This is a genomic window from Kribbella sp. NPDC048928, from assembly GCF_043197975.1.
Classification (GTDB): domain Bacteria; phylum Actinomycetota; class Actinomycetes; order Propionibacteriales; family Kribbellaceae; genus Kribbella.
The window spans coordinates 36950-61809 of sequence record NZ_JBICUC010000001.1; the positions used below are offsets into that span (position 1 = coordinate 36950).

The window sequence follows — 24860 nt, forward strand, 5'->3', positions numbered from 1 at the left end:
AACCATTGCACCAGTCCCAGCGACCTCTTAAGCTTCGGATAGCAGAAACTAATTCCGGTATTCTGAAGGAGCGGACAGATGCGGGTGGCGCTCGTGGGGCTCGGGGAGATCGGGCTGTCCGCCCATCTGCCTGCCTTGCTCCGGCACCCGTCCGTCGAGCTGGTGCGGTGTGTCGACCCGGATCCCGAACGCCGGGAAATCGCCGCAGGGCAGGGAATCAAGGCCAGTCCCGACCTCGCCCCGGAAGCTGTGGACGGCGTAGTCCTGGCGACCCCGCCCTGGGTCACGCCACACCTTGCCGTCCGCTATGCACAGGCCGGTCTGTGCGTTCTGGCGGAGAAGCCCGTCGCCACGTCCGTCGAGGCAGCGCAGCTCTACGACGAACTCGACCACGACCAGCGCCGACGGGTGCAGGTCGGTCTCACCTACCGCCACGACCCGGCGATCCAGCAGCTCAAGACCTGGATCGAGGACGGCACCCTCGGTACGCCGATCCTCGTCCGCGCCCACATCTACGACGAAGCGCACGACGCCGGGGATTTCGAGCACAGCCAGCGCATCACCACGACCCTCGAGCACGGCAGCCCAGTGGTCCACGAGGGCGCGCATCTGTTCGACTGGCTGAGCCATCTGCTCGGCGGACCGCCCAAAAGCCTGAACGATGCGTGGTCGGTCACCACCCGCCCAGAACTCCCGGCGGCCAACCTGGTCGGCGCGCGGCTCAGCTATCCGCGCGGCCACCAGGCGTTGGTCGAGTTCGGCTGGTTCACCACCGCGCTCCCCCGGTGCGAGCTTACCTTCCTCGGCGACCGCGGGCTCGCGACTCTGGACGGCTTCAGCTTCGCCCTGCGGCTGAGTACCGCCGACGGCGACCACGATGTCACGTTCCCGGGCGATCGCACGACGCGCTGCTTCGACCTTCAGGTACGACGGTTCGTCGAGCTGTACGACGGGACGCGCAAGGCCGGCGAACCGTCACTGGACGACGGGATCGCCGCGCTGCGCACCGCCGAACTTGTCGCCGGGAGGGCCTTGTGACCTTGACGAAATGGCACCACAGCAATCGCACGCAACTGGCCTGGCTGTTGCCCGAGGCAATCGTTGTACTGCCGGTCGGAGCCACCGAGCAGCACGGTCCGCATCTCGCGACCGGCACCGACTGGATCCTCGCCGAAGCCGTCGCCGCCGAAGCCGCGGGATTGGTCCACGAACGCTCCGCGCGGCCGATCGTCCTCGCGCCCGCGATACCGTTCGGCGCTTCGGATCACCACCTGCCCTTCGGCGGGACGCTGTCGCTCTCGCCGGAGACGCTCCTTGCGGTGCTGCTCGACGTGGCGCGGTCCCTGAACGCGGACGGCGGCCGACGGCTAGTCCTCCTCAACGGGCACGGCGGGAACATCGGGGTCTGTCACGCGGCGGCCGCGGCAGCATCGACGAGGTACGGCGTGAAGGTCGCCCATGTCGACTACTGGCAGCTGATGCCGGACGCCGCGCTGCCGGTTCCCGGTCATGCAGGGCAGTTCGAGACTGCCTTGATGCTTGCGCAGGACGAGGCATTTGCTGCCGAGCGCAAAGAACGACCCGATCCGCCGACCGGTCCGGTGGTGGACGACGTGACGCTACACACCGCGGAGAGCTGGCAGCGGATCGACGGGTACACGGACCGGCCGGAGTTGGCCGATCCGGCGACCGGGCGGAAGTGGTTCGACCAGGTGGCGGCCGCGCTCGGCGACCGCCTTCTCGAGCTGGCGGAGGTTCTGTGATCGACTTCCATACCCACACTCCGGCGTGGGAGACCGCGACCTGGCTGGGCGGGACGCCGTTCGGTGCCGACGAGTTCGTGACGTTCATGGACTCGGCCGGGATCGAGCACGCCGTCGTCCTCAGTCATGACGGCCTGTTCGACCCGACGCCGGAGTCCAACGACAGGCTGTCCGAGTTCGTCCGCGCCTACCCGGACCGGATGACCGGCTTCGGTACGGTCGCCGTCCGCCGCAAGACCGCCGTCGACGAGGCCGAGCGGATGGTCGGCGAGCTCGGGCTCCGTGGCCTGAAGCTGCACCCGTGGCTGCAGGGCTTCAGCATGCACGAGCTGTCGCTCGACCCGATCTGCGAAGTGATCACGTCCGTCGGCGGCGTCCTGCTCAGCCACGACGGCACACCGCCGTACTCAACGGCCGGGCAGATCGCCGCGCTGGCCCGTCGGCATCCGAAGCTGCGCGTGGTCCTCGGCCACGGCGGTCTCCACGACCTCTGGCGGGAGGCGCTCGTCATGACGCAGGAGACCGAGAACCTGTACCTCTGCATCTGCGGTACGCCGCCGTACGCCGCGCGCCGCATCCTGCAGGAGGCCCCGCCGCACAAGGTGATCTTCGGGACCGACGCCGGCCTGTCCGACAAGGCCAGCCAGGACTACGCGGTCGCGCGGGTCAAGGAGATCGACGGCTGGGGCATCACCGACGCCCAGCGGCACGCGATGCTCGTCGACAATCCGCGCCGGCTTCTGGAGCCCGCGTGACGGCCTCCTATCCTGGCGGCACTCGCCTGGGGGTGACCGTCGCGGCGATTCAGACGGCGCGGGTCAGTCTGCGTGCCGCGCCGGAGTTGCTGGTGCGCGGCGCCCGCGGCCCGCACGACCGCTCGGACTTCCTGCTCGTCCGCGTCATCACCAGCGACGGCGTCGAAGGGTACGGCGAGGTCAGTGCGACCCCGATCTGGTCCGGCGAGGACGGTACGTCGGCCGACCACTTCATCCGCACCGTGCTCTCCCCCGCACTCGTCGGCACACCACTGACGCCGGCCGGCGCGGCGGAAGACCTGATGGACAAGGCGTTGCAGGGCAATCCGTTCACGAAGGCCGGCGTCTCGATCGCGTTGTGGGACGCGTTCGCCCGCACCCTCGACGTACCGCTGGCGGTCGCGCTCGGTGGTCCGTACCGCGACCAGATCCCGATCAAGCTTTCGCTGTCCGGCACCGACGAGGAACTCGAGCGCGCCTACACCGCCGCGACCGCCGCCGGGTTCGGCGCGTTCAAGGTGAAGGTCGGTCTGGGCGTCGAGGCCGACCTCCATCGGGTCCGCCGGGCGCGGGAGCTGGCCGGTGACGCCTTCCTCGGCACCGATGCGAACGGTGGGTGGACCCGCGCCGAGGCACTCCGCGCGGTGCCCGAGCTGAAGGCGGCCGGCGTGGCCTTTCTGGAGCAGCCGCTCGAGCCCCGCGACGTCCGAGGGGCCCGCGAGGTACGGCAGCTCGGGCTGCCCGTGATCGCCGACGAATCGGTGTTCGACGTGCAGGATCTGCTCACGGTGATCGACGCTCGCGCGGCCGACGTCGTCAGCCTGTACGTCGGGAAGAGCGCTGGGCCGGGACGTGCTGTGCGGATGGGGCAGCTCGCCGCCGCACACGGGATCGACGTACTGATCGGATCGAACGGTGAGCTCGGCGTCGGCGCTGCGGCCCAACTGCACGTGGCCGCCGCGCTGGCGCGGTTGTCGGCGTACCCGAGCGACATCATCGGCGCGCACTACTACACCGAGGACGTGCTGGCGAAGCCGCTGGACAGCGACGGTCGGCACGTCCGGCTGACCGACGGGCCCGGCCTGGGAGTGACCTTGCGAGACGACCTGCTGCGGGAGTTCCGATGATTGTCGACGTTCACGCGCACACACCGACGCACCGCGACGCCGTCCCCGAGGGCGAGCGTCAGATCTACACGAACTGGCGCAACGATCGCCCGGTGGAGACCGCCAACTCGTGGGGCGACTTCGACACCGCGATGGCGGCGGCCGACGTGTCGATTGTCTTCAATATTGCTGTCGACAATCCGCTGGAGCTGACCGGCCTGCCGTACCCGCCGGAGCGCTGCAACGACGCCACCGCCGAGTTCGTGCAGGACAACCCGGCCAAGCGGATCGGGTTCATGTCGGTGAATCCCACCCTCCCCGGTGCGCTCGAGGAGGCCGACCGCTGCCGCGAGCTCGGCCTGGTCGGCGTGAAGCTCGGCCCGAACTACCAGAACTTCGACCCACTCGATGAGCCGGCGCTCGCGTTCTACGACTACTGCCAGCGCCACGGGCTGCCGATCCTGTTCCACTCGGGCGCCTCGCCGATGCGGCACGCACCGCTGCGCTACACCTATCCCCTGGTCACCGACGAGATCGCCCTGCGGTACCCGGAGCTGCGGATCGTGATGGCGCACATGGGCCACCCGTGGAGCCGGGAGACGGTCGTGACGATCCGCAAGCACCCGCACGTGTACGCGGACGTGTCGTCGATCTACCTGCGCCCGTGGGTGCTGTACCAGTCGCTGATCAACGCGGTCGAGTGGGGCGCGACCGGGAAGCTGCTGCTCGGCTCGGACTACCCGATCGCGAACACCGGTGAGGCGATTGCCGGATTGCAGACTGTCAACGACATGCTCGAGGGCACCAAGTTCCCGCGGGTTCCGGACGAGATTGTCGACCAAGTCGTGCACGCGGACGCGCTCGGCGCCCTCGGTCTGGAGGTGCCTGCATGATCATCGACGCCCACGTCCGGATCGGCGACAGCCGCGAGGCGAGCCTGAAGCCCGCCGACCTGCTGACCACGATGGATGCCCTCGGCATCGACCAGGCCGTCGTCGCGCCGTCCGAGCGCTGCATCGCCTACGACAACCGCGAGGGCAACGAAACGACCGCCGCGGCCGCGCAACAGTCAAATGGCCGTCTGCTCGCGTACGCGGTGGCGAACCCGTGGCGCGGCCGCGCCGCCCTCGACGAACTCGACCGCGCCCGCGACGCCGGCGCCGTCGCGCTCGCCGTGGACTCGGTGCTGCAAGGCTTCGACCTCCTCGACGGCCTGCTCGATCCGCTGCTCGACTTCGCCGCGACCGCCGGCTGGTTCGTGTACGTCCGCACCGGCACGCCGGCCACGGCGCTCCCGTTGCCGCTCGCGAGCCTCGCCCGGCGCCGCCCCGAACTCCCAGTGGTGATGGGCAAGAGCGGCGCGACCGACTTCTGGATCGACGCGATCCCCGCGCTGCTGCACGCACCGAACCTGTACGGCGACACCTCGTACGCACCGTGGGACACCGTGCTGACCGGATTCCTCGCCGAACCGGGGATCGGCGCCGGGCGGCTGGTGTTCTCGACCGATGCGCCGTACACCGTGCCGCTCGCCGAGGTGGACCGGATCCGTGACTGGCCGGTCGACGCGGAGCAGAAGTCCGCGGTGTTCGGCGGCAATCTCGCCCGGCTGTTGCACCGGACGGCGGGACAACCGTGACCACACAACGGGAGGCAGACATGGTCACCACCGAGCTCGGAGCCGAACGGCCTACCGACGCGTCGCTGCTCGTCCGCGGCGTGTCGCCGGTCCTGGAGGTACCGTTCACCGCCGAGGGCGAGGTGGACTACGACGGCTTCGGCCGGGTCGTACGGTACGTGCTGGGCACCGGCGTCACGAGCGTGATGTTCCCCGGCTTCGCGTCCGAGTTCCACAAGCTGTCCGAGGACGAGCGCCGGCGGCTGACCGAGATCCTGCTGGCGCAGACCCGCACGCGGGAGGACGTCGCCGCGGTGATCGCCGTACAGGATCACGCAACGCAACTGGCGGCCCGTCGCGCGCAGGAGTCGGTGGAGTCCGGCGCCGACCTGATCAACCTGCTGCCGCCGCACTTCCTCTCGCCGTCGCGGGGATCGCTGGAGCGGCACGTCCGTACCGTACTGACGACGATCGACCCGGTGCCGATGGTGCTGCAGTACGCGCCCACCGAGACCGGCACCAGCCTGGACGCCGACCTGCTCCGGGCGATCGCCACCGAGCACCCGAACCTCCGGCTGGTGAAGGTGGAGTCGAGCCCGCCCGGCCCGCTGATCGCCGAGCTCGCCGAGGGTACGCCGCCGCTCGCCGCCGTCGAGGGGTACGCCGGCGTCCAGCTCCCGGACGCGATCCGTCGCGGTGCGGTCGGTACGCAGCCGGGCTGCTCGGTGACCGAGCTGTACGTCGAGATCTGGCGCCGCCTCACCACCGGGGACGGTGAGGACGGCGTCGACCTGCACCGCCGGCTGCTGCCGTACATCTCGTACTGGATGCTCGACACCGAGCGCATCATCGCCGCCGAGAAGCTGATCTCGGTCCGCCGGGGTCTGTTCGCGAGCGCCTACTGCCGCGAACCCGCGCACCGCCTCGACGCCGAAGAAGTCCGCATGGTCGACCGCCTCCTCACAGAATTCGCCGACTTCCTCCCACACCTCGCCTGAGCCCCCCGTTCCGGAACATTTTTTGCACCTGGCCTCACACCCACCATTTCCTGTCCACAGCCACTACTGCTGGCACGGTGGTTCCGCCCTTCGACGGCGCCGCACGGCTCGGCGACGGGCAGCTCGACAGGTAGTACACCCCGATACACCGTACGCAGGCGCAAGGTTCGCGCTCAGGTGTACCAGGCACCGCCAGACACGTCCTGTCGAGCTGCCGCCCCAATCCCCACCACTGGCATTGCAGGCACAACCGCCAACACAAAGGCGGGTCAACCTCTGACCTCGCCCGTTCGCCGGCCGCGTGCAGCGGATGAACGGACAAGCCGCGAGGTTCACCCCTCGAACGCACCCCTCCGACCCGCAGACCCAGCGGCGCGAGGCGAGCAAAAGCGCGGCAGGTGGCGCGGGGCGGGGCAGCGGCCAGAGGTTGCGGAGGCGCGGTCAGGGGTTGCGGAGGCGGGCGGTCAGGGCGTGGCCGTGCATCAGTTCGGCGTCGGCGATGGCGGCGGTTGAGGGCGCGATGGTGCGGGCGCCGTCGGCGGTCAGGCGCTGGTACGTGACGGTCTTGAGGAACTTGCCGACCCACAGACCGCCCGTGTAACGCCCGGCCCGGCCGGTCGGGAGGACGTGATTGGTGCCGATCGACTTGTCGGAGAACGCGACGGTCGCCTCCGGTCCGATGAACAACGAGCCGTAGTTCCGCAGGTTCGCCGCGTACCAGTCGTCGGCGGCGGTCTGTACCTCGAGATGCTCCGGTGCGTACGCATCCGACACCTGCACAGCCTCCTCGCGCGACTCGCAGACCACGACGGTTCCGTGTTCCCGCCACGCCGCGCCGGCGACCTCGACGGTCGGCCACTCCCCGGCGAGCCAGCGCTCGACCTCGGCGATCACCGCCGTACCGAAGTCGCGGGAGGTGGTGACGAGCAGCGCCGGGCTGTTCGGACCGTGCTCGGCCTGTCCGAGCAGGTCGGCCGCGACCAGGCGCGGGTCGGCGGTCTCGTCGGCGATCACCGCGACCTCGGTCGGCCCGGCGAGCAGGTCGATGCCCACGGTGCCGAACAGTTGCCGCTTCGCCTCCGCGACGTACGCGTTGCCCGCCCCGACGACCAGATCCACCGGCGGGACGTCTTCGATGCCGAAGGCAAGCGCCGCGAACGCCTGAACCCCACCCAGACACAGGATCACGTCCGCGCCGGCGAGGTCCATCGTGTACAGCTGCGGACCGTAGATGCCGGCGGCATCCCGCGGTGGGGCGGCCGCAACGACGGTGTCCACGCCCGCGACCTTCGGCACGGTCACGGTCATGATGGAGGACGCGATGAGCGGGTAGCGGCCGCCGGGTGAGTACGAGCCGACCTTCGCGACCGGAACGTGCCGATGGCCGAGGACCACGCCCGGCATGGTCTCCAGCTCGAGGTCCGTGAGCGTGCCCCGCTGGGCCTCGGCGAACTGCTGGACCTGACTACGGGCGAACTCCAGGTGCGCGGCCAGCTCGTCGTCGACGGTCTTCGCGGCCGCCGCGATGTCGGCGGCGGAGACCACGAACGAGTCTGGGTCCCACTTGTCGAGCTGTGCCGACCAGCGCCGGATCGCCGGACCGCCCTCACGCTCGACCTCGGACAGGATCCGGCTGACGGTGTCGATCACGTCCTGCTGCCGCTCGACCTGCTGCGGCCACCCCGTCTTCAGGTGTTCTGCCATGCTCAGCCTCCTTGATAGGCGCGCGCGATGGCCGCGAAGATACGCGCCGGACGGTCCCGGAGGTAATGGTCGTAGACCGACAGGAGTGGACCACTGCTCTCCAGGATCCAGTCGCTGTTCTCTTCGAAGCCGCCGTTGCGGACGCCGAGCCCGATGGACTCGACATGGTCCACCCCGACGTCGATGTACTGCCCCGCCGTCTCCTTCAGCACGTGCAACCGGAACGTCAGCGCCACGAAGTTGCGTCCGGCAACGTACTGCGTGACGTCGACCGGCCCTTCCATGCCGTCGCCATTGGTCCACACGGGCCAGCGCTGCTCGTGCAGATCCATGGTCCACACGACGGTACCGTCGATCAGCAACTCCAGCTGGTACCGCCCGGGCTCGATCCCCGGTGCGAGGAACCAGCGGTGGTACCAGAACGACACTTCGTACCGCGGCAGCCGCGGATCGACCGGCACCCGCTGCGTGGCGGACGCCGTCGTACCGGCAGCCGCCCGGGACCTCGAGTTGATCAGCGCGAGCCGACCGTCGCCGTACAGCGCCTTGTTGTCGGCGGACGGCGTCGGACCGTCGTCGATCTGTGTGCCGTACGAGATCACACCCGGGATCCGGCCCGCGGCGACGTACTCCGCCGTCGTGGCCAGTGCAGCCGTGCAGTACTCCGGGGTCGCATGCAACGGCGCGTCGAGGAAGCGGCCCGTGTACAACAGCGGGATCAGCTCCAGCCCGCGCGGATCGGTGAGCTCGAGGATCTCGTCCAGGCACGCGCCGAGCGACGACGCGACCGTGGTGTTCTCGTGGTGGCCGTCGAGGAACGGGTAGATGATCCCGTCCACGAACTCGGCGTACTTGTCGAGGAACTCCGGGCTGGTCGCCATCCCGAAGTAGGCGCAGGTGTAGAACCGCAGGTCCGGCGCGATCGCGGCGGCCGCGTCCAGGAATTCGCGCATGTACTCCGGCGTGAACAGCTTCGCATTGTCGCCGCACTCGAAGTCGTCAATCGCCCAGGCGCGGAAGTTCGGGTACTTCGCCGCGAGCTCGGCGAACGCGGTCGCCCAGCCGACGTAGTCCAGCCGGTACGGGCGGGACGCGCGGCCGTGCTCCGAGGTCTCGGTCGGCGGCACGATGTACGGGATCACGTCGATCCCGTACGCCGCGGCGGCCGGCAGGAACTCGTCACGCAGGTCGTCGAAGTCGGTGGCGGAGTCCCAGATGCAGTACAGGTAGGTGTTCGCGTTCAGGTCGAGCAGCCGGCGGATCAGGGCCGGCGTGTCCAGGTGCCGGTACCCGTCCGCGCGCGGCTGCCGCTCGCGGAGGGCGGCACCGACCGTGTTGCCACCGGTCAGGGTGGCCTTGATACCGCCGGCGGGCAGGGGATACGGACCGTGCGTGGCCATCGGAACCACTCCTCAGGATTTTCGAGATTTCGAAAACACTTCCGCTATCTCAGAAAACCCTAAGTCGCCGGCGGACCGGCGGCAAGCCTCAGAGTTCCGTCGCGCCGAGGCGTTCGGAGATCGTCGCGGCGAGTTGCACCAGGCCGGTCTGCGCCTGCTTACGCTTGTCCCGGGTGAGATCGCGCGCGAACGACGTGACGCCGACGGCGCCGGTCACCTGACCGCCGGCGGTGAAGAACGGCGCGGCGACGCAGGCGATGTCGGCCTGTTCCTCCTGGTCCTCGACCGCGAACCCCTGTTTCGCGACCTTGGCCAGCTCGGCGCGGAAGCTCGCCTCGTCGGCCGGCTTCGCCTTCGGCCCGTACCCGGGCTCGAGCCGGGTGAGCAGCGGCTTCAGCTCGTCCTCGGGCAGGTACGCCGCGATCGCCCGGCCGAGCGCGGTGAGATTGAAGTGCGAGACCTTGCCCGGGTACGTGTCGAACTGGATGAACCCGGGCATCGCCGCCTTCGCGACGTAGACCACCGAGGACCCGGTGAGGACGCCGATGTGCACCGGCATCCCGAGCCGGTCGGCCAGCTCGCGCATCTCCCGGGAGGCGACCGAGGACAGGTCGACCTTGCGGATCAGCTGCGTGGCCAGCCCGTACAACCGCAGGGTCGGCCGCCAGAAATGGCTGCGCCCCACCACTCGCCGGGTCGCGTAGTCGCGCTGCTCCAGCGTGTAGACGATCGATGCGCACGTCGCGAGCGGGATCTTCGCCTTCTTCGCCAGCGCCGTGAGCGTGAGCTCCTCGTCGGACTCGACCAGCGTCTCCAGGACGGTCAGCGCCCGCGCGACCGCCGGTGACGGCGACCGGTCCCCCGCTGTCTCACTCACCATGATCGGAGTGTAGCGCCCGGACCGGAAGCTGTCTTCGAGTAGAGGTATATACGGCATCATGAAAATGCATCTCAGATCTTGAAGTATGCATCGTTTCGTGTCACTGTCCCGGAAAGAGAGTGCTCCGCGTGGAGGTAGCCGCCATGTCCGATCCTCTGAGCCGCCGGAGGTTCCTCCGGATCTCCGGGCTCTCGCTGTCCGCGTCAGCTGTTGCGGGCTGTTCCTTCTTCTCCACAGACGCCAAGAAGTCCACCAGTTCGGCGGCCGCCGACGCCGGCGCCAAGGAGTCGCCCGTCCTGACCAAGCTGATCAAGGACGGCAAGCTCCCGCCGCTCGAGCAGCGGCTGCCGAAGAACCCGATGGTGATCAAGCCGATCCAGAGCGCCGGGAAGTACGGCGGCGTGCTGCAGCGCGGCCAGATCGACCGGAACGCCACCCAGAACCAGTACGTCGAGTTCGCCGGCCTGCTCGAGTGGACGCCGACGACGCCCGCCAAGGTCGGCCCCGGACTCGCCGAGAAGTGGGAGATCCAGGAGGACGGCAAGGTCTACGTCTTCCACCTGCGCGAGGGCCTGAAGTGGTCCGACGGCAAGCCGTTCAGCACCGACGACCTGATGTTCGCCTACGAGAAGGAGTTCCTGAACAAGGAGCTGAACCCGGTCTTCCCCGGCTGGCTGAGCCCGGGCGGGAAGCCCGGCAAGTTCGTGAAGGTCGACGACCGGACGCTGCGGATGGAGTTCGAGGTACCGCACGGCCTGCTGCTGAAGTACCTGTGCTTCATCGGGCTGACCGGCTTCGGCTCGTCGTCCGCGCTGCTGCTGCCGGCGCACTATCTGAAGCAGTTCCACAAGGACTTCGCGACGCCCGCGCAGTTGCAGGCCGCGATGAAGAAGTACCCGGCGCCGTCCTGGGCCGACTTCTTCAAGAACCGGCGTGACATCTGGAAGAACGCCGACATCCCGGTACTCGGCCCGTGGAAGCTGGTCGCGCCGCTGCAGGGCTCGGGCGTGACGGCCCGCCTGGAGCGGAACCCGTACTACTGGAAGGTCGACGAGCAGGGCCGGCAACTGCCGTACATCGACAGCCAGCAGTACACGGTGATGCCCTCGGAGACGCTCGGCCTGCGCGCAGCGAACGGCCAACTGGACCTGCAGGTCACCGACATCCAGGCCGAACAGCTCCCGCTGCTGATCAAGAATCAGCAGTCCAAGGGCTACAAGGTGAATCGCTGGGTGGCCGAGCCGAACACCTCGATCAACCTGAACCAGAGCCACCCGGATCCGGTGCTGCGCGAGCTGTTCCAGAAGCTCGACTTCCGCGCCGGCCTGTCGCACGCGATCAACCGCAAGGAGATGAACGACGCGCTGTTCGCCGGCCAGGGTTTCGTCCGGCATCCCTGTGCCCAGCCCGAGGACGAGTACTGGGAGAAGGGCATGGGACAGCGCTTCATCGAGTACGACGTGGGTGAGGCCAACAAACGGCTCGACGCCGCGGGCCTGACCAAGCGCGGCCCGGACGGAATGCGACTGCGCCCGGACGGCAAGAAGCTGCAGCTGGTCGGCCGGTGCTTCGAGGTCGGCGTCGGCATCGACGCGATCAGCGTGCTGGAGTACGCCAAGCGGTACTGGAAGGCGGTCGGCATCGACCTGGTCGCCAAGCCGATGACGCCGGAGCTCTGGTACGAGGAGATCCCGCACGGCGACTACGACCTGGTCGCGTACCCGCCGGCCACGATCCTGTGGGACATCGACTCGCTCTGGTACATCCCGACGGCCGGCCTGACGTACTGGGCGCCGAAGTACGGCAACTGGTACGGCAACCACAAGGACAAGTTCGCGCTCGAACCGACCGGCGACATCCGCAAGCTGCAGACGCTGTACGACGAGCTCGTGATCACCGCCGACGACGCCAAGCGGCTGGAGCTCGGGCACCAGATCCTGCGGCTGCACGACCAGAACGTCTGGATCATCGGCACCGTCGGTACGCCGTTCCAGCCGCTGATCTCGGCCGGTGACCTGAAGAACGTCCGGCCGGACGCGATCGCCAGCTTCCGGACCCACTACGAGAACGCGTCGTCACCCGAGCAGATGTACTTCGACAACCCGGAGAAGCACTCCTGAAGGGATCTCATGGCCGGCTACCTGCTCCGTCGCCTGCTGGCGATGCTGCCCACCGTCCTGCTGATCTCGCTCGTGTCGTTCCTGATCATCCAGCTGCCGCCCGGCGACTTCCTCACCACCGTGGTCGCCAAGCTGCAGCAGCAGGGTCAGACGGTCGGCGCCGACCAGTTGGCAGCCTTGAAGGCGCAGTACGCGCTCGACAAGTCACCGTTCGAGCAGTACCTGAAATGGATGTCGAACATCGTGCTGCACGGTGACTTCGGCCAGTCGTTCCAGTACAACAAGCCGGTCTCGACGCTGCTCGCCGAGCGGCTGCCGCTCACCCTGGGCCTCGGGCTCGCGACCTGGCTGATCGGGTGGACAGTGGCGCTGGTGGCGGGGATCTACTCCGCCGCGCGGCGCTACTCGAAGCTCGACTACGTGATCACCGCGCTGACGTTCCTCGGCCTGGCGGTTCCCGGCTTCCTGATCGCGCTCACGGTCGTGTACCTGGAGTTCAAGCTGTTCGGGCAGACGTTGTCGGGGCTCATGTCGCCGGAGTTCGAGGGTGCGGTGTGGAACCTCGGCAAGCTGCTCGACGTACTCAACCATCTGTGGCTGCCGGTGCTCGTGCTGGCGTCCGGGGGCATCGCGGGCACGATCCGCGTCCTGCGGGCCAACCTGCTCGACGAGCTGCACAAGCCGTACGTCACCGCGGCCCGCGCGCGTGGGCTGCCGGAACGCACGCTGCTGATGCGCTACCCGACCCGCGTCGCGCTCAACCCGTTCATCGCGACCATCGGCTGGACGATCCCGGCGCTCTTCGACGGCGAGGTACTGGTCGCCAGCGTCCTCGGCCTGGAGACCACCGGTCCGCTGTTGCTGAACGCGCTGAAGAGCCAGGACATGTACCTTGCCGGCGGCATCATCCTGATCGCGTGCGTGCTGACCGTGATCGGCACACTGATCTCCGACCTGCTGCTCGCCGTCGTCGACGCCCGCGTCCGGATCGGGTACGTCGGGAGCAGCAAATGACCGCTGTCGTGGACGAACCGACCCTCGCGCTGGCATCCCAGCGCACCCTGATCTGGCGGCGTTTCAAGCGCAACAAGCTCGCTGTCGTCTCGCTGTGGATCGTCGGCCTGATCTACTTCACGGCGGCGTTCTGCGAGTTCCTCGCTCCGCAGACCCAGGAGACGTACGCGGCCGATCGCGCGTACGCACCGCCGCAACTGGTGAAGATCTCGCTGACGTCGAGCCCGCACGTGTTCGTCAACGGCTACAAGGGGACGCCCAACCCCGAGACGCTACTGCGCGACTACACCACAGACAGGTCCCAGCGGTACGGCGTGCGCTTGTTCGCGAAGGGTGATCACTACAAGTTGTGGGGGCTGATCCCGTCCAACCGGCACCTCGTCGGACCGAGCCAGCCGGGCGCGCCGTTCCATCTGCTCGGGACCGACGACCAGGGTCGCGACAACCTCTCGCGGGTCATCTACGGCACGCGCATCTCGATGTCGGTCGGCCTGATCGGCGTGCTCGCGGCGCTCGTCCTCGGTCTGCTGCTCGGCGGCGTCTCCGGGTACTTCGGTGGTCTCACCGACGGCATCGTGCAACGCGTGATCGAGTTCTTCATGTCGATCCCGACGTTGCCGCTCTGGCTCGGCCTCGCGGCCGCGGTACCGCCGGGGTGGGGTGCGCTGAAGACGTACTTCGCGATCACGCTGATCCTGTCGCTGATCGGGTGGACCGGTTTGGCGCGGGTGATCCGCAGCCGGTTCCTGCAGATCCGCGGCGAGGACTTCGTACTGGCCGCGGAACTCGACGGCGCGCGCTGGCATCGGGTGATCGGCCGGCACATGTTGCCGGCCTTCACCAGCCACATCATCGCGTCGCTGACGCTCGCCGTGCCAGGGATGATCCTCGGCGAGACCGCCCTGTCGTTCCTCGGACTCGGCCTGCAGCCGCCGGTGGTGAGCTGGGGCGTGTTGCTCAGCGGCGCGCAGAGCATCCGGGTGCTGACCGCTGCGCCGTGGCTGTTGGCCTCCGGAGCCGCTGTGGTGATCGCGGTGATGGCACTCAACTTCGTCGGCGACGGTCTGCGGGACGCCGCCGACCCGTACGAATCATGAAGCGAATCATGAAGCGAACCGTGATCCGAACCCTGAGGAGGCCTGTGACCGAGCCGCTGCTGGAGATCGAGAAGCTCAGCACGCACTTCGACACCGCGGACGGTCTGGTGCGGGCCGTCGACGACGTCAGTCTGCGGGTCGAGCCGGGCAGTACCGTGTGCATCGTCGGTGAATCCGGGTGCGGCAAGAGCGTCACCGCGCGGTCGATCCTGCAGTTGGTCGATCCGCCCGGCCGGATCGTTGCCGGCAGCATCAGGTTCCGATCGGGTGGTACGGACGACGGGTCCGTCGTGGACCTCGCTGCGCTGGATCCGGGCGGGCCGGAGCTGCGCCGGATCCGCGGCAAGGAGATCGGCATGGTGTTCCAGGAGCCGATGGTCGCGCTCAGCCCGGTGCACACGATCGGGCAGCAGCTGATCGAGACCCTGCGGCTGCACGAGCAGCTCGGCAAGGTGGAGGCGCGCGAGCGGGCGATCGCGGAACTGCGCAGTGTCGGCATCCCGCAACCCGAGCATCGGATCGACGCGTACTCGTTCCAGCTGTCCGGGGGCATGCGGCAGCGCGCGATGATCGCGATGGCGCTTGCTTGCCGTCCGCAACTGCTTGTCGCGGACGAGCCGACGACTGCGCTCGACGTCACCACGCAGGCGCAGATCCTGCGCCTGCTCCGCACCCTCCAGGAGGAGCGCGGGATGGCGATCCTGTTCATCACCCACGACCTGGGGGTGGTCGCGGAGCTCGCGGACCGGGTCGCGGTGATGTACCTCGGCAACGTGGTCGAGGAGTGCGACGTGGATTCGCTGTTCCACGACCCGCGGCATCCGTACACGCGGGCGCTGCTGCGATCGGTCCCGCGGATCGAGCGGCGGGCCCGTCGTCGATTGCCGACAATCCGCGGACAGGTCCCGCATCCACAGCAACGACCGAGCGGCTGCCCGTACCGGACCCGCTGCGACCATGTCGTACCGGGTGTCTGCGACACCGTGAACCCGGAACTGGTGGGCGACGGCTCGCGCGAGGTGCGCTGCGTGCACTACCCGACCGCCGAGAGCATGCGCAACGGACACGACCTCAAGCCCCAGGAGGCGATCGCCGATGCCGGATGACAGCAGCCAAAACCCCCCGACGAACCCTCCGCCTCCACACACCCCCGCTCCACCCACGGCGGTTCCGGGCACAGCGGATGCAGGATGGTCGGGTGGTCGTAAGGAGATTCTTCGGATCGAAGGGCTGTCGATGCGGTTCAGCTCCGGGGCCGGGCTGTTCGGCCGCCGGAACCGGTCGACGGTGCAGGCGGTCGACGACGTCGACCTCGTCGTACGACGCGGCGAGACGCTCGGACTCGTCGGCGAGTCCGGTTGCGGGAAGACCACGCTCGGGCGGTGCATCCTGCGCGCACACAAGCCGACTGCCGGGCGGCTGATGTACCGGCGCTTGGACGGCTCCGAGGTCGACCTGGCCGCGCTGTCCAGAGCACGGCTCCGGCCACTGCGCACCGAGATCCGCACCGTCTTCCAGGACCCGAACTCGTCGCTCAACCCACGGATGACCGTGCAGCAGATCGTCGCGGAACCGCTGATTGTCAACAATCTGGCGAACGGCAGCGAGGTCCAGGACCGGGTCGCCGAGACGCTGCGTCGCTGCGGTCTGCGTCCGGAGCTGATGCGGCGCTACCCGCACGCCTTCTCCGGCGGCGAACGTCAGCGGATCGGGATCGCGCGGGCGCTCGTGACCGAGCCGCGGCTGGTGGTCGCCGACGAGGCGGTGAGTGCGCTCGACGTGTCGGTCCGCAGCCAGATCCTGAACCTGCTGGAGGACCTGCAGGACGAGCTCGGACTGACGTACGTCTTCATCTCGCACGACCTCTCGGTCATCCAGCACCTGTGCGACCGGGTCGCCGTGATGTACCTCGGCCGGATCGTCGAGGAGGCCGAGACGGAGGACCTGTTCGAGCGCCCCCGCCACCCGTACACCGAGGCCCTGCTCCGATCGGTCCCCCGTCCCGATCCGCGGTTACGGCGAAGCGACGTCGTACTGCCGGCCGGTGAGGTGGCCGTACCGGAGCACGACTTCACCGGCTGCCGCTTCCAGCCTCGGTGCCGGTACGCCGTAGATCTGTGCGCGCAGGTCGAGCCGGCGACCGTACCGCGCTGTCACCGCGCCGAGGAGCTCACGCTGGACGGGGTGTACACAACGATCTGACCTGTGGGCCCGCCAACGCCCGGACTACGAGAAACCTCGTAGTCGCGGGCGGCTTGAGGTTGCGCATTCCGTCCGACGCGGGAACCGGGCCGCGGTCCCTACCGTCGGTGACATGACTGGCGCAAGCGTTGCTCTACTCGCGGGGACGATGTCCACCATCCTCTTCGCGTCGAGCGCGCTGCCGATGGTGCTGAGGGCGATCCGGACCCGCGACCTGGAGTCGTACAGCCCGGCCAACCTCGTGCTCGCGAACGTCGGCAACGCCGTCCACTGCATCTACGTGGTGCACCTGCCGCCGGGACCTATCTGGTTCCTGCACGGCTTCTACGTCGTGACGTCCGCGCTGATGTTGCTGTGGTGGTTGCGATTCCACCGCAGGCGGGGCGCGGTCGGCGCGACGGCATGGTCACAGATCGGGCGGAGACTCGCATGAACACCATCATCATCGGGGCCGGGCAGGCCGGGCTTGCCACCGGTTATCACCTACAGCGACTCGGTGAGTCGTTCACGATCCTGGACGGGAACGCGCAGCTGGGCGACCAGTGGCGCTCGCACTGGGACAGCCTGCGGTTGTACTCGCCGGCGAAGTACGACGGGCTGCCGGGTCTGGAGTTTCCCGGCGATCCGTGGCATTACCCGGGCAAGGAAGAGGTCGCCGACTACCTGTCGACGTACGCGGATCACTTCGGGCTGCCGATCCGGCCGAGCACGCGGGTCGACCGGCTGGAACGCCGCGACGGCCGGTGGATCGTCGGCACCGGGCGCGAGGAGCTTGCCGCCGACAACGTCGTCGTCGCGACCGGCACGTTCGGCCGGACACCGTATCTCCCGGACTGTGCCGTCGATCTGGACCCGGCGATCCGGCAACTGCATTCGTCGGAGTACCAGCGCCCGGAGCAACTGAAGGAGGGGCCGGTACTGGTCGTCGGCGGCTCGCACTCCGGGACCGACATCGCGTACGAGGTCGCGCAGACACACCCGACCGTGCTGGCCGGTCGTGATCCCGGGCAGATGCCGTTCAAGCCCGGACGCCCTGGGCAGAAGCTCTTCTGGCCGGTGTTCCTGTTCGTCGGCCGGCACGTGGTCACCCGCCGGTCGCCGATCGCGAAGGCGGCGATGGAGGACCTGCGGCACCACGGCGGCCCGATGATCCGGGTCAAGCGGGCCGACCTGCTCGCCCGCGGGGTCGAGCGGGTGCCCGACCGGGTCGTCGGTGCCCAGGACGGACGGCCGCTGCTGGCCGACGGACGAATGCTGGACGTGGCGAACGTCGTCTGGGCGACCGGTTTCCAGCAGGTCTTCGACTGGATCAAGGTCCCGGTGGCCGGCGCCGACGGCTGGCCGCGCGAGTACCGCGGGGTCGCGACGGACGCACCCGGGCTGTTCTTCTGCGGCCTGTGCTTCCAGTACTCCTTCAGTTCGATGGTCCTGCCCGGCGTCGGCCGGGACGCGGCGTACGTCGCCCGCCGGATCGCGGCCCGCGCCGGTGCGGACCGGAGTCTTGCCGCCGCCTGACCTCGCAGAGCATGCTCGCGAGTGGGGGCATGACATGGGGATTGTCGACGATCTACAACGAGCCCGGGTCGCGTTCGAGCGGCGGGACTGGGCGGTCGCCTACGAGCGGCTGACCGCCGTCGACCGCGAGCCGGGTCACGGCCTCGGGCCGGACGAGTTGATGACGCTGGCCACGGCGGCGTTCCTGCTCGGCGACCCCGATGCGTGCATCCGGGCCCTGCAGCGCGGTTACCGGCTGCGGATCGACGAGGGCGACGTGCTCGGCGCGATCCGGTTCGCGTTCTGGCTCGCCCGGGTGTTCAACGGCCGAGGCGAAATGGCCGTCGGCAGCGGCTGGGCGGCCCGCGGCCAGCGGTTGCTGGTCGGCCTGCCCGAGGATGTCGTCGAGCGCGGGTACCTGCGGATCCACGACTTCTTCCGCTGCCTGGACAGCGAAGACTTCGCCGGTGCGCTGGCCGCCGGCGACGACATCGTCGCGATGGCCCGCCGGCACGGCGATCCGGATCTGCTCGCACAGGGCCTGGTGTGCGAGGGCCGCCTCCTGCTGTACGCCGGCCGCGTCCCCGAAGGACTCGCGCTGATGGACGAGGCGATGGTCGGCGTCGCGGCCGGTGAACTCTCGCCGATCTTCGCAGGCACCGTGTACTGCGCGATGATCGAGGGCTGCCAGGAGGTCCTCGACTTCGCCCGGGCCGCCGCATGGACGGCGGCGCTGACCCGCTGGTGCGACACGCAACCCGACCTCGTGCCGTTCACCGGTCAGTGCGCCGTCCACCGCGGTCAGATCCTGCGCCTGCATGCGGCGTACCCGGAGGCGTTGTCGGAGTTCGAGGACGCATGCCGGCGGTACGCATCGAACGGGATGGACGTCGCCGCCGGCCTCGCGATGGGCGAGCGCGGCGACGTACTGCGGATCCGTGGCGACCTCCCCGCGGCGGAGGCGTCGTACGAGGAAGCGAGCGGGTTCGGGTACGAGGCGCAACCGGGGCGGGCGCTGCTGATGATCGCGCGCGGACGCGTACCGGCCGCGATCGCCGCCGTTCGGCGGTTGCTCGCGGAGGCCGGCGATCCGGTGCACCGCTCGCGACTGCTCGCGGGTGCGGTCGAAGTACTGGTCGCCGGGGACGCGGTCTCCGAGGCGGAGGCGGCGGCCGTCGAATTGTCAACAATCGCGACCGGATTCGGCTGTCCGGGACTGCGCGCGGCGGCTGCGTACTGTTCCGCGTTGGCGGCTTTGGCGGCCGACGATCCGGACCGTGCGCTGCCGCAAGCGCGGTTGGCGGCCCGGTTGTGGAGCGAACTGCGCGCGCCCTACGAAGTGGCCCGCGCGAAGGTGCTCGTCGGGCGCGCCGTGCGACTGCTCGGCGACGAGGACTCGGCGGCGGCCGAATTCGCCGCCGCCTGCCGGTCCTTCGCCGAGATCGGTGCCGGTCCGGCGCGGCTGGAGGTCGAGAAGCTGATCGGCCGGAGCACGGCCGGCGGGCTGACCGGGCGCGAACTGGAGGTGCTCCGGTTGGTTGCTGCGGGCAACAGCAACACCGAGATCGCCCGGCGGCTGGTGCTGAGCGACAAGACCGTCGCCCGGCACCTCACCAACATCTTCACGAAACTGTCGGTGCCGTCCCGAACGGCGGCCGCCGCGTACGCCCGCGATCACGACCTGCTCTGACCCAGCCCTTGACGCTTCAGTTCGTCTTCCAGGGCCGCGTCACGCCGTCAGTCCTGACGCACCCCGGGCACCCAGGTCGACAGCGCCACGTCCAGCCCGGTCACGGTGCCGTCGTCCGCGGCCCAGGCTACGTAGCCGTCGGGGCGGACGAGTACGCCGGTGAGTTCCCCGGCGTACTTCGTGGTCAGCACGCGGACCCGCCCGGAAGCGACCTCACGCAGGTCCGCGGAGTCCGCGAGGTCCAGGAGCAACGGCTTGCCGTCGGACAGGTGCTCGCCGAGGCGCGTACCGTCCGCGAACTCGAAGTCGGGCGCGGCCGAACCGGTCAACTCGTGCTCGCCGTCGATCGGGTACCGGTGCAGGACGCCCGACAACTTCTTCGCGAGGTACGTCGAACCGCTCGGTGTCCGGAGCAGGTCCGTGACCACGCTGCGCAGCGCCGCGGTCCGGAAGTCCGTACGCATCAAGGCGATCTGCGCGCGCGTCCAGTCCAGGACCCACTCCCCGACCGGATGCCGTTCGGTGGTGTAGGTGTCGAGGAGCCCCTCCGGCGCGGTGCCCTGGATCGTCGCGGCCAGCTTCCAGCCGAGGTTGACGGCGTCACCGATGCTGAGGTTCAGCCCCTGGCCGCCGAACGGTGAGTGCACATGCGCCGCGTCGCCCGCGAGCAGCACGCGTCCCTTGCGGTACGACGTCACCTGCCGGGCGTTGTCGGTGAACCTGGTCGCCGACTTCACCGCCGTGACGGTGACGTCGACGCCGGTGACGCGGCGCAGGCTGCCCTGGATCTCCTCGGCGGTGATCGGTGCATCGCGATCCTCCGGCGGACCGTCGAACTCGACCGTCAGCACCCGCCCCGGCACCGGGCCGTGGGCGTAGACACCGGTGGAGGTGTAGTTCCAGCTGCTCTGGAGCCCTTCGGCGCCTTCCAGCTCCACGATCGCCTGCCGCCCGGTGATCGCCGGCTCGGTCCCCGGAAAGTCGAACCCCGCAATCTTCCGCACCAGACTCCGCCCACCGTCACACCCCACCAACCACCCCGCCCGCACACTCCCCGCATCACTCTCTCCACCGGCGTTGTCGACCAGCGGGTTGTCGACCAGCGGGTTGTCGACCAGCGGGTTGTCGACAATCCGATCGTTCACACGGGCGTTGCTCAGGTGGACGGTGACGCCTTCGTCGTCGGTGGTGAAGTTGGTGAGTTCCACGCCGCGGCGGAGCTCGACGCCGAGTTCGGCGGCGTAGGCGCCGAGGACAGCCTCGACCGTCTGCTGAGCGACGGCGAACACAGACCTGGCCGGACCCGCGTCGCGGAACTCCGGGTCCTCGAAGTCCACCGTCGCCGAGCTGACCATGATCCCGGCGAAGTGACCGGCCGGCGGCGCACCACCCGCCTTCCTCCCCGAACCTCCGGCTCCACCCGAACCTCCGGCTCGACCAGGTCCTCCGGCTCCGGATTGCTGGGCGCGGAAGGCCATCATCTGCTCGAAGGCCTGCCGCTGCGCCTCCTGCAGCGCCGGCAGCAGGCCGCGGCGGTAGAACGCCTCGGCGGTCGGCAGGTTCACCGATCCGGCTTTGATCGTCGGATCGATCTCGAGCAGCCGCTCGACCACCAGTACATCCAGTCCGGCCAGCCGGAGTTCACAGGCGAGCATCAGGCCGGCCGGCCCGCCTCCGGAGATCACTACGTCCTTGGTGTCCATGAGTAAAATATTAGACCGAGTATAAAATTTGGTCCAGTACAATCTCATCCATGCCCGAGCCAGGACTGCGCGAACGCAAGAAGCAGGCGACCCGGCGGATGATCGCGAACGTCGCCACCGACCTGTTCGTGCACCGCGGATTCGACGCGGTGACGGTGGCGGAGATCGCCGAGGTGGCCGGCGTGTCCAAGATGACCGTCTTCAACTACTTCCCGCGCAAGGAGGATCTGTACCTGGACCGCCACCTCGACCGGCTCCGCGAACTCGAGGCCGTCGTCCGCGACCGCCCGTCCGGCGAGCCCGTGTCCATGGCGATGCGCCGGTACCACCACGAACTGCTCAGCTCCCGGCATCCACTGTCCGGCGCGATCGAGGGTGTGCTCGGGTTCTGGACCGTGCTGCAGTCCAGCCCCGCCCTGATGTCGCGCATGGTCGAGCAGGAACACGAGATCGCGCAGATGCTGACCGGCGTACTCACCGACGAGACCGGCGACGAGTTCGGCGCCCGGCTGGTCGCGAACCTGCTGACCGCGACCATCACCACGATCTTCCACACCCCGGTCGCCCGGATCATCGCCGGCGACGACATCGCGCAGGTGCAGCACGATCAGGTCGCCGTCATCGACCACGCCTTCGACGTACTGGACCACGGTCTCGCCGCGGATCGATGAATCGGTCCAGGGAGGGAGCGACATCACTCCGATGGGTGAGGTGGCGACGGTCCGTGTCCGTCATGATCGGAGCGTGACCACTACCGAGCGTCCCGTTCCTCGCTGGGCCTACCGTCTCGCGCACGCGATCCCGTTCCTCGCGCTACCTTCCGGGCTCTGGCGGCTCGGCCTGGTCTTCGGGTCCTCGATGGGCCTGCTGGACACGAACGGGCAGGCGGCCGCGCTCGGCGGCGCGGGCGGCAAGCTGTACGTCATCTTCCTGACGGTCTTCTCCGAGCTGGTCGCGCTGACCGCGCTCGGGCTGGTCAGTCGCTGGGGCGAGATCGCGCCGCGCTGGATCCCGTTCATCGGCGGCCGGCGCGTGCATCCGTACGCGGCGATCGTCCCGGCCGTGCTGGGATCGCTGTGCCTGATCGCGATCTGGACGTTCGCGTTCCGGGACGTGTTCACCGACGACTTCATCCAGTTCAGCAGCCCGGCCTGGAAGGCGCTGATGCTCGCCTGCTACCTGCCGCTCAACCTCTGGGGACCGGCGCTGCTGGTCGTCACCTGGGCGTACTACCGCAGGCGGGTCAGCGCGCTCGCGGTCGCGGTCTGAGCGTGGCCGAGGGCAGCGGCGGGGCCGGCAGCGGTGCCCCGTCGTACCCGGGAACCATCCCGAAGCGGTCGTTGCCGCCGGCCTCGATCGCGCCCTGCCAGGCATCCCGTGCGGCGACGATCTCTTCATGGGTACGGCCAATGAAGTTCCACCACATCACCAGCTCCTCCTCGAACGGCTCGCCGCCGAGCAGCAGGAAGCGCACCCCGTTGTCGGAGGCAACGAGCTCGATCGAGTCCCGGCTCGCGCCGAGGTAGACCAGCTCGCCGAACCCGGGCGTCAGGTCCCCGACCGAGAGCGCCCCGTCGACGACGAGCACGGCGTACTCGTTGGAGGGCGTCAGCGGCAGTGTCAGCGTACGGCCCGCGTCGATCGTGACGTCGGCGCCGACGAGCGGTGTGTACGCCGGCGCCGGCGAGGTGACTCCGGCCACGGTCCCGATCATCACGGTCCCGTACGCGCCGTCGAGCTCGAGCCGCGGCAGGTCGGCGTACGCGTTGAAGGCGGGCGGGGTCGTCGTACGCACACTGTCCGGCAGCGCCACCCACAGTTGGGCACCGTGCAACATCGGCGGGGCGTCCGGCGTCGAGACCTCGGAGTGCGCGATCCCGTTGCCGGCGGTCATGATGTTCAGCTCGCCGGGGCGGACCAACGCGTGCGATCCGACGCTGTCGCGGTGCTCGATCTCGCCCTCGAACAGCCAGCTCACGGTCTGCAGGCTGGTGTGCGGATGCGGCGGGACCAGCATGCCGCGCTCCCCCGGCGCGTCGTACGGGTCGACGCGCTGTGTCAGGTCGTCGGGCCCGTAGTGGTCCACGAAACACCAGGCGCCGACCATGCGGCGGTTCTTGTTCGGCAGGAGCCGTCGTACTTTGGTGGTCCGTCCCAGCACCACCTCGCGCGCCTCGAGCAGCTCCAGCGCCGGCCCGTCGCATTCGCCGGTGCCGATCACCTCGGCCGGGTCTTTCTCGAGATCGCTCATGATGCCGTCCAATCCGCCAGGACCTGCTGGTCCCAGGTGTTGATGACACGCTCCGGAGTGACGCCGCAGTCCTCGGCGCGTTCGCAGCCGTACACCTGCCAGTCGAGCTGGCCGGGGGCGTGCGCGTCGGTGTCGATCGAGAACAGGCAGCCCGTCTCGACCGCCATCGAGAGCAGGCGTTTCGGCGGGTCGAGGCGTTCGGGGCGGGAGTTGATCTCCACCGCCGTACCGAACTGACGGCAGGCCTCGAACACCACCTCGGCATCGAACTCCGACTCCGGACGGGTGCCGCGGCCGCCGGTGATCAGCCGGCCGGTGCAGTGGCCGAGGACGTCGACGTGCGGGTTGGCGATCGCGCGGACCATGCGTTCCGTCATCGGCTCGGACGCCATCCGCAGCTTCGAGTGCACGCTCGCCACCACGATGTCGAGCCGGGCCAGGATCTCCACATCGCAGTCCAGCGAGCCGTCCTCGTTGATGTCGACCTCGATGCCGTTCAGGATCGTGAACCCGTCTAGCTCGTCCTGCAGCAGTTTGTTGAGCTCGGCAACGACCTCGAGCTGCTGCAGCCGCCGCTCGCGGGACAGTCCGTTGGCGACCGTCAGCCGGGGCGAGTGATCGGTGAGCGCCATGTAGGAGTGCCCGAGGCGGTGTGCCGTCCGAGCCATCTCCTCGATCGGACTGCCGCCGTCCGACCACTCAGAATGCAGATGCAGATCGGCCTTCAGCTCGGCGCGCATCCGCTGGCCGGCCGTGGTCAGGTCGGTGGCCGCCTCCTCGAGCTTGACCAGGTACGACGGGGTCGCGCCGTCCATCGCCTCGACGATCACGGCCTCGGTCTTCGGGCCGATGCCGGCCAGCTCGGTCAGCGTCCCCGCACGCCGGCGCGCCCGGACCTCGGTGGCCGGCAACGCGGCGATCGTGTCCGCAGCCCGCCGGTACGCGTTCACCCGATGCGTCGGCTGCCGATCCCGCTCGAGGTAGTACCCGATCGCCCGCAGCGCCGCGATCGCATCGTCGACGCCCGCTTTGTCCGTCATACGCCCATCTTCCGCCATTTCCCTG

Annotated in this window: 23 protein-coding genes; 17 read left to right on the top strand and 6 right to left on the bottom strand. The window is 69.0% G+C overall.

Features of this window, described 5'->3' with window-relative positions:
* Window positions 1-78: 78 nt before the first annotated feature.
* Genes ACGFI6_RS00110 through ACGFI6_RS00140 form a run of 7 tightly spaced genes read left to right on the top strand, consistent with a single transcriptional unit; the run spans window position 79 to window position 6240 of the window.
* A complete protein-coding gene (locus ACGFI6_RS00110) occupies window positions 79-1038 on the top strand; it encodes a Gfo/Idh/MocA family protein (protein ID WP_393113783.1) in 960 nt (319 codons plus the stop codon).
* Window positions 1035-1763, top strand: coding sequence for a creatininase family protein (locus ACGFI6_RS00115; protein ID WP_393113785.1), 729 nt, complete (start codon window positions 1035-1037; stop codon window positions 1761-1763). Before ACGFI6_RS00110 ends, ACGFI6_RS00115 begins: the two co-directional genes overlap by 4 nt.
* Entirely contained in the window at window positions 1760-2518 is a 759-nt protein-coding gene (locus ACGFI6_RS00120) for an amidohydrolase family protein (protein WP_393113788.1), read from the top strand. Before ACGFI6_RS00115 ends, ACGFI6_RS00120 begins: the two co-directional genes overlap by 4 nt.
* Window positions 2515-3645 carry a mandelate racemase/muconate lactonizing enzyme family protein gene (locus ACGFI6_RS00125; RefSeq protein WP_393113791.1) on the top strand — a complete coding sequence of 377 codons (1131 nt, stop codon included), beginning with the start codon at window positions 2515-2517 and terminating at the stop codon, window positions 3643-3645. The genes ACGFI6_RS00120 and ACGFI6_RS00125 overlap by 4 nt, the downstream gene beginning before the upstream one ends.
* Complete coding sequence (locus tag ACGFI6_RS00130; protein WP_393113793.1) at window positions 3642-4517, top strand: amidohydrolase family protein; 876 nt, start codon at window positions 3642-3644, stop codon at window positions 4515-4517. The genes ACGFI6_RS00125 and ACGFI6_RS00130 overlap by 4 nt, the downstream gene beginning before the upstream one ends.
* Complete coding sequence (locus ACGFI6_RS00135; RefSeq protein ID WP_393113795.1) at window positions 4514-5263, top strand: amidohydrolase family protein; 750 nt, start codon at window positions 4514-4516, stop codon at window positions 5261-5263. The genes ACGFI6_RS00130 and ACGFI6_RS00135 overlap by 4 nt, the downstream gene beginning before the upstream one ends.
* A 20-nt stretch (window positions 5264-5283) precedes the next feature.
* Window positions 5284-6240 carry a dihydrodipicolinate synthase family protein gene (locus tag ACGFI6_RS00140; RefSeq protein ID WP_393113797.1) on the top strand — a complete coding sequence of 319 codons (957 nt, stop codon included), beginning with the start codon at window positions 5284-5286 and terminating at the stop codon, window positions 6238-6240.
* Window positions 6241-6681: 441 nt separating this feature from the next.
* Here the strand turns inward: ACGFI6_RS00140 and hisD are convergent, their stop codons facing one another.
* The 3 genes from hisD to ACGFI6_RS00155 form a co-directional block, all read right to left on the bottom strand.
* Window positions 6682-7944 carry a histidinol dehydrogenase gene (gene hisD / locus ACGFI6_RS00145; protein ID WP_393113799.1) on the bottom strand — a complete coding sequence of 421 codons (1263 nt, stop codon included), beginning with the start codon at window positions 7942-7944 and terminating at the stop codon, window positions 6682-6684.
* A gap of 2 nt (window positions 7945-7946) precedes the next feature.
* Complete coding sequence (locus ACGFI6_RS00150; RefSeq protein ID WP_393113801.1) at window positions 7947-9344, bottom strand: hypothetical protein; 1398 nt, start codon at window positions 9342-9344, stop codon at window positions 7947-7949.
* 88 nt (window positions 9345-9432) lie between these two features.
* Window positions 9433-10224: an IclR family transcriptional regulator gene (locus ACGFI6_RS00155; RefSeq protein WP_393113803.1), complete on the bottom strand. Its 792-nt coding sequence runs from the start codon at window positions 10222-10224 to the stop codon at window positions 9433-9435.
* 143 nt (window positions 10225-10367) lie between these two features.
* On the opposite strand from ACGFI6_RS00155, the gene ACGFI6_RS00160 reads away from it, so the two are divergent.
* The 8 genes from ACGFI6_RS00160 to ACGFI6_RS00195 all read left to right on the top strand — a co-directional run bounded on the left by ACGFI6_RS00160 (window position 10368) and on the right by ACGFI6_RS00195 (window position 19841).
* Window positions 10368-12344 carry an ABC transporter substrate-binding protein gene (locus ACGFI6_RS00160; RefSeq protein WP_393113805.1) on the top strand — a complete coding sequence of 659 codons (1977 nt, stop codon included), beginning with the start codon at window positions 10368-10370 and terminating at the stop codon, window positions 12342-12344.
* Between the two features lie 9 nt (window positions 12345-12353).
* The gene (locus ACGFI6_RS00165; RefSeq protein WP_393113807.1) at window positions 12354-13358 is read left to right on the top strand and encodes an ABC transporter permease; all 1005 of its coding nucleotides are present in this window, start codon (window positions 12354-12356) and stop codon (window positions 13356-13358) included.
* On the top strand, window positions 13355-14455 hold the full coding sequence (locus ACGFI6_RS00170) for an ABC transporter permease (protein WP_393113809.1): 1101 nt from the start codon (window positions 13355-13357) through the stop codon (window positions 14453-14455). Before ACGFI6_RS00165 ends, ACGFI6_RS00170 begins: the two co-directional genes overlap by 4 nt.
* A gap of 44 nt (window positions 14456-14499) precedes the next feature.
* Window positions 14500-15561 carry an ABC transporter ATP-binding protein gene (locus ACGFI6_RS00175; RefSeq protein ID WP_393113811.1) on the top strand — a complete coding sequence of 354 codons (1062 nt, stop codon included), beginning with the start codon at window positions 14500-14502 and terminating at the stop codon, window positions 15559-15561.
* 130 nt (window positions 15562-15691) lie between these two features.
* Window positions 15692-16657: an ABC transporter ATP-binding protein gene (locus ACGFI6_RS00180; RefSeq protein ID WP_393113813.1), complete on the top strand. Its 966-nt coding sequence runs from the start codon at window positions 15692-15694 to the stop codon at window positions 16655-16657.
* Window positions 16658-16769: 112 nt separating this feature from the next.
* Complete coding sequence (locus tag ACGFI6_RS00185) at window positions 16770-17090, top strand: hypothetical protein (RefSeq protein WP_393113815.1); 321 nt, start codon at window positions 16770-16772, stop codon at window positions 17088-17090.
* On the top strand, window positions 17087-18172 hold the full coding sequence (locus ACGFI6_RS00190; RefSeq protein ID WP_393113817.1) for a flavin-containing monooxygenase: 1086 nt from the start codon (window positions 17087-17089) through the stop codon (window positions 18170-18172). Before ACGFI6_RS00185 ends, ACGFI6_RS00190 begins: the two co-directional genes overlap by 4 nt.
* 34 nt (window positions 18173-18206) lie before the next feature.
* Window positions 18207-19841: a LuxR C-terminal-related transcriptional regulator gene (locus tag ACGFI6_RS00195; protein ID WP_393113819.1), complete on the top strand. Its 1635-nt coding sequence runs from the start codon at window positions 18207-18209 to the stop codon at window positions 19839-19841.
* Between the two features lie 47 nt (window positions 19842-19888).
* Here ACGFI6_RS00195 and ACGFI6_RS00200 read toward each other — a convergent pair whose 3' ends face one another.
* Window positions 19889-21544 (bottom strand): FAD-dependent monooxygenase, encoded by a 1656-nt coding sequence (locus tag ACGFI6_RS00200; protein ID WP_393113821.1) that lies wholly within the window; start codon window positions 21542-21544, stop codon window positions 19889-19891.
* A 50-nt stretch (window positions 21545-21594) separates the two neighbouring features.
* Here ACGFI6_RS00200 and ACGFI6_RS00205 point away from each other — a divergent pair, with 50 nt between their 5' ends.
* Together ACGFI6_RS00205 and ACGFI6_RS00210 are read left to right on the top strand one after the other, a co-directional pair.
* Window positions 21595-22215: a TetR/AcrR family transcriptional regulator gene (locus ACGFI6_RS00205; protein ID WP_393113823.1), complete on the top strand. Its 621-nt coding sequence runs from the start codon at window positions 21595-21597 to the stop codon at window positions 22213-22215.
* 73 nt (window positions 22216-22288) lie between these two features.
* Entirely contained in the window at window positions 22289-22813 is a 525-nt protein-coding gene (locus ACGFI6_RS00210) for a hypothetical protein (protein ID WP_393113825.1), read from the top strand.
* Here the strand turns inward: ACGFI6_RS00210 and ACGFI6_RS00215 are convergent.
* Both ACGFI6_RS00215 and ACGFI6_RS00220 read right to left on the bottom strand, forming a co-directional pair.
* Window positions 22788-23795, bottom strand: coding sequence for a pirin family protein (locus ACGFI6_RS00215; protein ID WP_393113827.1), 1008 nt, complete (start codon window positions 23793-23795; stop codon window positions 22788-22790). The two genes, ACGFI6_RS00210 and ACGFI6_RS00215, sit on opposite strands and share 26 nt — an antisense overlap.
* On the bottom strand, window positions 23792-24835 hold the full coding sequence (locus tag ACGFI6_RS00220) for a PHP domain-containing protein (protein ID WP_393113829.1): 1044 nt from the start codon (window positions 24833-24835) through the stop codon (window positions 23792-23794). The genes ACGFI6_RS00215 and ACGFI6_RS00220 overlap by 4 nt, the downstream gene beginning before the upstream one ends.
* Between the last annotated feature and the right edge of the window lie 25 nt (window positions 24836-24860).